General features: G+C 62.8%; 6 protein-coding genes and 1 pseudogene. All 7 read left to right on the plus strand.

The genetic code is table 11. The features are described from left to right. The first annotated feature begins 226 nt into the window (after window positions 1-226). The 7 genes and pseudogenes from ACW9JE_RS26730 (at window position 227) to ACW9JE_RS26760 (ending at window position 7,268) form a co-directional block, all read left to right on the plus strand. Complete coding sequence (locus ACW9JE_RS26730) at window positions 227-1,141, plus strand: LysR substrate-binding domain-containing protein (RefSeq protein WP_457434461.1); 915 nt, start codon at window positions 227-229, stop codon at window positions 1,139-1,141. A gap of 354 nt (window positions 1,142-1,495) precedes the next feature. Next, window positions 1,496-2,683, plus strand: a complete 1,188-nt coding sequence (locus ACW9JE_RS26735; RefSeq protein WP_457434462.1) for an aromatic ring-hydroxylating oxygenase subunit alpha — start codon at window positions 1,496-1,498, stop codon at window positions 2,681-2,683. Between the two features lie 11 nt (window positions 2,684-2,694). Then, window positions 2,695-4,140 (plus strand): aldehyde dehydrogenase family protein, encoded by a 1,446-nt coding sequence (locus tag ACW9JE_RS26740; protein ID WP_457434463.1) that lies wholly within the window; start codon window positions 2,695-2,697, stop codon window positions 4,138-4,140. Between the two features lie 5 nt (window positions 4,141-4,145). Further along, a pseudogene (locus ACW9JE_RS26745) lies at window positions 4,146-4,310 on the plus strand (rubredoxin); the annotation flags it as partial. Continuing rightward, the gene (locus ACW9JE_RS26750; RefSeq protein ID WP_224535012.1) at window positions 4,299-5,567 is read left to right on the plus strand and encodes an FAD-dependent oxidoreductase; all 1,269 of its coding nucleotides are present in this window, start codon (window positions 4,299-4,301) and stop codon (window positions 5,565-5,567) included. The pseudogene ACW9JE_RS26745 and the gene ACW9JE_RS26750, both read left to right, overlap by 12 nt. 10 nt (window positions 5,568-5,577) lie before the next feature. Beyond that, window positions 5,578-6,906 (plus strand): NAD(P)/FAD-dependent oxidoreductase, encoded by a 1,329-nt coding sequence (locus tag ACW9JE_RS26755; RefSeq protein WP_224534966.1) that lies wholly within the window; start codon window positions 5,578-5,580, stop codon window positions 6,904-6,906. Next, window positions 6,903-7,268, plus strand: coding sequence for an ethanolamine utilization protein EutQ (locus ACW9JE_RS26760; protein WP_457434464.1), 366 nt, complete (start codon window positions 6,903-6,905; stop codon window positions 7,266-7,268). Before ACW9JE_RS26755 ends, ACW9JE_RS26760 begins: the two co-directional genes overlap by 4 nt. Window positions 7,269-7,397: the final 129 nt, after the last annotated feature.

Consider the following 7,397-nt stretch of genomic DNA (forward strand, 5'->3'; position numbering starts at 1 on the left):
ACGGTGGTTCCGGGATGCCGTCTTCGCGGGCAAGCCTCGCTCCTCCAGAGTGGGCGTTTGCGGGCCAGCACAGAACCCTGTAGGAGCGAGGCTTGCCCGCGAAAGCGATCGATCAGGCGACGATTGAACAACCTGCTTCACCGCCATCAAGAGCACCGCTGTCCAGCACCCACACCAAAAGCTAAACTCGCGCCATAAAACCAAAATAACGACGTGACCTTGCCTGATGAAAATCCACCCTCTACCGCCTCTCAACAGTCTGGTCGCGTTCGAAGCCGCCGCGCGTCATTTGAGTTTTACCCTGGCCGCGCAGGAACTGAACGTCACTCAGGGCGCCATCAGCCGGCAAGTGCGCCTGCTCGAGGATTACCTGGGCAAGGTGTTGTTCGAACGCACCACCCGCACCATTCAACTCAGCCCCGCCGCCAGTCAGTACTACGAGACGGTCCGCGCCTCGCTGCTGCAGGTTGCCCAGGCCACCGGCGAGATTCGTCACTGGCAGGGTGCCGAGCAGGTGACGGTGGCCACCAGTACGGCGATGGCTTCGTTGTGGCTGCTGCCCAAAGTGTCCGAATTCCAGCGTGAAAACGAAGAGATCGACCTGCGGATCATCGCCCATGATCAGGTCAAGGATTTCTCGCGTCTGGATTGCGATCTGGCGCTGTATTACTGCAGTACTCCGCCCAAGGAAATGCAGGTCACGCCGCTGTTTTCCGAAGAGGTCTACCCGGTGTGCAGCCCGGCCTACCTGGCCAAGCATCCGGCCCTGAACAAGCCTGAAGATTTGGCGGCCTGTACCTGGCTGGTGCTCGACGACCCGCAGCGGGACTGGCTGGGATGGGCTGACTGGTTGCAAAGCCAGGGCCTGAAAAACCTCGAACCCAAGCGTCGGATCAACATCAACAGTTACTCGATGGTGATCCAGTCGGCGTTGAACGGGCAGGGCGTTGCGCTGGCCTGGTCGAATCTGGTCGAGGACTATCTGCAGAGCGGCGCGCTGGTACGACCGCTGGAAGCGACGCTGCGCACCGATGCGCAATTCTGCCTGCTCGAACCGCTGTCCCGTGGCGGGATGCGGCAGAGCGTCAAACGTTTTCGCAGTTGGTTGCTCAATCAGCTCCCGGCGTCGGTTAGCAAATAACGCACCTCCCCAAAGAAAAAAATTCATTGTGGTGAGGGGATTTAGCGAAACGTCGCACCGCCCCGTTGGGCTGCGAAGCGGCCCCAAAAAAGCTGGGCCTGCTGCGCAGTCCAACGGGGATAAATCCCCTCACCACAGGTTAATCACTCAGTTCCAATTCTTCTAAAAACTCCCCCCTCAAAAGCCCGCACTTCCCGTCGCTCCGCGTGTTTGTATTCATGATCAAAAGTCATTAATCCCTCCCGAAATATCGTTTGTCGACACCCCTCGCGTTTTCCCAGAATTGCCGCCAACGGACCGGCCAAATGCGCCTGCCGAAAATTCCAATACCGTGCCCAGCAGGGGAAAACAATAATGACCACCCTTCAACAAATCCCAGTCCAGAATCTCGAAACCGTCCTCAACCCGATCCACGAAGCGACGGGCCTGAGCAACGAGTTCTACACCGAGCAACGCTACTTTGAACTCGAGCGTGATCAGGTCCTGGGCAAGACCTGGGCCTGCGTCGGTTTCGCCAGCGACCTGACCAAGGCCGGCTCCGTGAAACCGGTGGACTTCATGGGCCTGCCGCTGCTGCTGATGCGCAACCGCGAAGGCCTGGTGCAGGTGTTCCACAACGTGTGCAGCCACCGCGGCATGAAGCTGGTGGAAGAGGCGGGCGAAGTGCAGGGCGTGATCCGCTGCCCTTACCACTCCTGGACTTATGACCTGAACGGTGGCCTGCGCGGCACCCCTCACGTCGGCGGCATCGACCAGCACAAGGACGAGCGTTTTGCCTGCGAGAAACACGGCTTGAAGGCTATCCGCAGCGCGATCTGGATGGACATGGTGTTCATCAACCTGTCCGGCGAAGCACAGCCGCTGGAAGAAATGCTCGCGCCACTAACCGCACGCTGGAGCCAGTTCCTCGGTGAAGACGGCATGAGCCTGCTGAGCCGTCGCCCAGGCCACGACGCCACCGTGCTGGACATCAACTGCAACTGGAAACTGGCCGTCGAGAACTACTGCGAGGCTTACCACCTACCGTGGGTCCACCCGAGCCTGAACTCCTACTCACGCCTGGAAGACCACTACAACATCATCGTCGGTGAGCACTTCTCCGGTCAGGGCAGCTACGCCTACAACCTGTCGGACGTCGCCGGTACCCACCTGCCGAAATTCCCGAGCTGGCCGCTGGACCGCCTGCGCAACGCCGAATACGTGGCGTTTTTCCCGAACGTTCTGCTCGGCATCCAGGCCGACCACGCCTTCGCCATGCAGCTAGAGCCAGTGTCGCCGGGCCGCACCATCGAACACCTGCGCCTGTTCTACGTTGGCGACGAAGCGGCCAGCAGCGAAGAGTTCAGCGCCTGCCGCGATGCGATCCTCGAGTCCTGGAAAGTGGTGTTCGCCGAAGACATCAGCTCCGTGGAAGGCATGCAGAAAGGCCGTTACTCCCCGGGCTACAAGGGCGGCGCGTTCTCTCCGGAAATGGACATCCCAACGCATTTCTTCCACCAGTGGGCCGCGCGTCAGTTGCTGGCTACCACCGAGTCGGTCTGAGGAGAGTCGTCATGTATCCGATAGCCTCTCACTGGCTCAACTACATCGACGGGCAATGGGGCGACAGCATCCAGCGTCTGACGGTCAACAACCCGGGCACCGCCGAGCCGCTGGCGACCATCGCCCAGGCCACCGTAACCGACGCCGAGCGCGCCTTGCAGGCGGCCCGTCGCTGCGCCGACAGCGGCGAGCTGACCCGCGCACGTCCCGCGCAACGGGTCACCTGGATGCTGCGCATCGCCGAGGAAATCCGTGCGGTGGCCGATGAAGGCGCCTGGGTGCTGTGCCAGGAAAACGGCAAGCGCCTGAGCGACGCCAAGGACGAGTTCATCGAAGCGGCGCGCTACTTCGAGTACTACGCCGGCATGGCGGACAAGATCGAGGGCACCTCGATCCCGCTGGGCAACGGCTACATGGACTTCACCCTGTACGACCCGATGGGCGTCTCGGCGCAGATCGTGCCGTGGAACTTCCCGGTGTCGATCTGTGCTCGTTCCCTGGCCCCGGCCCTGGCGGCCGGCAACGCGGTGGTGATCAAGTCGCCGGAACTGTCGCCGCTGGGCATGTGCGTGCTGATCCGCGCCATCGCCAAGGCCGGCCTGCCGGACGGTGCGGTCAACCTGATTTGCGGCCGTGGTCGCGAAGTCGGTTCGCACCTGGTCGGCCATCGCAGCGTCGACCAGATCGTCTTCACCGGCTCCGTGCCGACCGGTCAATCGATTCTGCGCGACGCGGCGCAGCATGCGATTCCGAGCGTGATGGAGCTGGGTGGCAAGTCGGCGGCGATTGCTTTTGCCGATGCCAATCTCGAACAACTGCTGTCCAGCGTGCAGTGGGGCATCTTCTTCAATGCCGGCCAGGTCTGTTCGGCGATGTCGCGATTGCTGGTGCAGCGCGAGATCTATGAAGAAGTGGTCGCGGCCGTGGTCGCCATGGCCGAGGGTCTCAGCGTCGGCCTGGGCGAGGACAACGCCGACCTCACGCCAGTGGTCAGCGCCGGACAACTGGCGGGCATCGAAGCCCTGTGCCGCCGCGCCATCGAAGACGGCGCGGTCGCGGTCACCGGGGGCGAAGCGTTTGCCGATCGCGCCGGACACTTCATGCGCCCGACCGTGTTCCGCGACGTCACGCCAGACATGTGCATCGCCCAGGAAGAGGTGTTCGGACCGGTGTTGGCAATCATGCCGTTCGACACCGAAGAAGAGGCCATCGCCATCGCCAACGGCACCGATTTCGGTCTGGTGGCCGGGGTGTTCACCCAGGACATCAGCCGCGCCATGCGCTGCACCCGCCGCCTGAAATCCGGCCAGGTGTTCGTCAACGAATGGTACGCCGGCGGCATCGAAACGCCGTTCGGCGGGGTCGGGTTGTCGGGCTTCGGTCGCGAGAAAGGCCAGGAAGCGCTTTACAGCTATGTGCGCACCAAGAACGTGGCGATTCGGGTCGCCGGGGAGTGAACAGCATGTTCAAGACTTGGCTTTGCATCGTTTGCGGTCTGATTTACGACGAAGCGCTGGGCTGGCCCGAGGACGGGATTCTCGCCGGGACCCGTTGGGAAGATGTGCCCGAAGACTGGATCTGCCCTGAGTGTCACGTAGGCAAGGCTGATTTCGAGATGCTCGATATCAGCGAGTACAAAGAAGCGGTGACTGCCGTTGGCACGCCACCGGCAGCGGTTGCAGTACCTGTGATTGCACCTGTCACCGCGCCGGTTATCGCCGCCGCGCCACGTCAGCCCATCGTCATCATCGGCAGCGGTTATGCCGGTTATGGCCTGGCCCAGGCGTTGCGCAAGGCAGACGCGAAGGTCGAGATCCGCGTGCTGACCCAGGAATCCGGTCACCTGTATTCCAAGCCCGCACTGTCGATCGGTCTGTCCCAGGGCAAGACCGCCGAAGCGCTGTCCGGCGAGTCGCCGCTGGCCATCGAAAAACGCCTGAACATCCGCGTTTATCCGCACTGCACCGTGCAGTCCATCGACAGCTCGGCACGTGTGTTGCGCACCAGCTTTGGTGACATGGAGTACGGCCAGTTGGTGATCGCCAGCGGTGCACAACCGATCCGCCTGCCGATTCAGGGCGAGGCGGGGGCGATGGTCAGCGTCAACAACCTGCAGGACTACCACGGTTTCCGCGAGCGCCTGACCGGCGTGCGGCGGGTGGCGATTCTCGGTGACGGCCTGATCGGCTGCGAGTTCGCCAACGACCTGGCGCACAACGGTTTCGAAGTGGATGTCATTGGTCTCGGTCGCTGGCCGATGGAGCGTCTGTTGCCCGTCGAAGCAGGGGAGGTGCTGCAAGGAGCGTTGAGTGATCTGGGCGTGAAGTGGCACCTGCAGAACACCGTGAACGCCATTGAATCGAGCGGGCAGGGCTATGTGCTGAAGCTTGCTGGCGGTGAGACGCTGACGGCTGATCTGGTGCTGTCGGCGGTCGGGCTGCGTCCTGATCTGAGCCTGGCGCAGAGCGCTGGTCTGGCGGTCGGGCGGGGCATTCAAGTGAACGCCCAGCTGCAGACTTCGGCACCGGGCATCTACGCCCTGGGCGATTGCATCGAGATCGGCGGGCAGTTGCTGCCGTATCTGGCGCCGATCAACCAGGGCATCCAGGCACTGAGCAAAACCCTGCTCGGTCAGCCGACGGCGGTGGATTACCCGCTGATGCCGGTGACGGTGAAAACCCCGGCCGCGCCGCTGTGCCTGTTGGCCCCGGCCGTGGCGGGCGCAGGTGAATGGCGATGCACCCCGACTCAGGACGGCATGAGCGCAAGCTTCTTTGACACCGAAGGCAGGCTCAACGGCTTTGTCCTTCTGGGGCGTCAAGCGCAAACCCAGCGCAGCACATTGCTGCAGTCCTGTCAGAACACTCAGCAGGCTGTCGCCTGAGGCCGTACACATGAAAAATTCGATCAATTTGCCTTTCGACGATTCGAGCTGCGGCTGGTACGCAGCCTTGCCCGAACAACCGGCGTGCACACGCCTGTCCGGCGATCAGCGTGCCGACTACGCGGTGATCGGCGCAGGCTTTGCCGGCCTGGCTGCCGCCCGCCGACTGGCCCAGCATCACCCGCAGGCGCGGATTCTGTTGGTGGATGCGCAGCGGGTCGCCCATGGCGCTTCCGGTCGCAACTCGGGGTTCGTCATCGACCTGCCGCACAAATTTGCGCTGGAGCATCCGGACCCTGCGCACAAACAGCGCCTGCTGTCGCTCAACCGCTCGGCCATCGCCCAGCTAGAGGGGCTGGTGAAAGAGCACCGCATCGATTGCCAGTGGTCCCACGCCGGCAAATATCAGGGCGCGGTCGGCCCTCGAGGCATGGCTTACCTGGATCACTTCGAGCGGCTGATGACTGACCTGGGCGAACCGTTTCGCCGGGTCGGCACCGCCGAGCTGGCCGGTGTGTTGGGCACCCAACATTACAGCGGCGCGATCTACACCCCGGGCTGCTACCTGATGCAACCGGCGGCGCTGGTCACCGGCCTTGCCCGCTCGTTGCCGGAGAATGTCGAGTTGCTGCAGGAGTCGCCGATCCAGCGTCTGGAGCGCGACGGTCGTGGCGGCTGGATTCTGCATGGCACCAACGGCGTGATTCGCACGCCGCAGCTGCTGCTGGGCACCAGCATCTTCACTCAGGAGTTCGGCTACCTGCGTAACCGTCTGCTGCCGGTAATGACCTTCGCCAGCTGGACCCGTCCGCTGACCGATGCGGAACTGGCCACCTACGGCGGGCAACTGGACTGGGGGCTGACCCCGGCGGATCACGCCGGCACCACGGTGCGCATGACCCAGGATCGCCGTCTGATCATCCGCAACACCTACAAGCACGTGCCCAAGTACGGGCGCAGCACCAGCGATGCCATGCGCCTGCGGATTCGCGAGTCCCACCGCAAAGCCTTCCAGTCGCGCTTCCCGCAACTGGCCGACGTGCCGTTCAGCCACACCTGGGGCGGGGTTTACGCGATCTCGCGCAACTTCACCAACTTCTTCGGCGAGCTGGAACCGGGCGTTCACGCCTCTGCTTGCGACAACGGTGTGGGCGCGGCGTGGGGCACGATTTCCGGGACGATGCTGGCGGACCTGGCCGTAGGTGCCGATTCGGCGCAGTTGAATGACATCCGCGCGGTGACCGGCATGCCGTCGCTCAATCCGCCGGAGCCGTTCCTCGGCCTGGGCGTGCGCTCGCGCATTCATCTGGCGGCGTGGAACAGCCGGAGCGAGTTATGAGTGCGGCGGGTAAAGGTCGGGTTCTGCGTATCGATTACAAGGATCTGGATTTCACTTTCCGCGGCGGCCCACCCGGCGCCGCCTTCGTGGCCCGGGCTCTGAGCAATGAAATCTCGCCGAACATCGGCGTGGGTTTTGCGCGCTGGGAAGGGGCGCAAATGGCCTGGACGGTGCTTTATGACGAGGTGATTTTTGTCATTGAGGGCTGCTTTGAGCTGCGGGTGGGGGATGAGTTGTTTGAGGTCACTCCGGGTCAGTTGTTGTGGATTCCCGAAGGGACCGAGCTTGAGTATGGCGGGCATGCGTTGTTCGGTTATGTCGTGCATCCGGGGAACTGGAAAGAGCTTCATGGGTTGGCCTGAGATAACTGCCTGGGTGTGTTAATGCGGTCAGTCAAATCGCCACAGAACCTGTAGCAGCTGGCGAAGCCTGCGTCCGGCTGCGAAGCAGTCGCAAAACCTGTGTCCCGGATCTATCTGACAGACCGTGTT

This window comes from Pseudomonas sp. SDO55104_S430 (genome assembly GCF_054070595.1).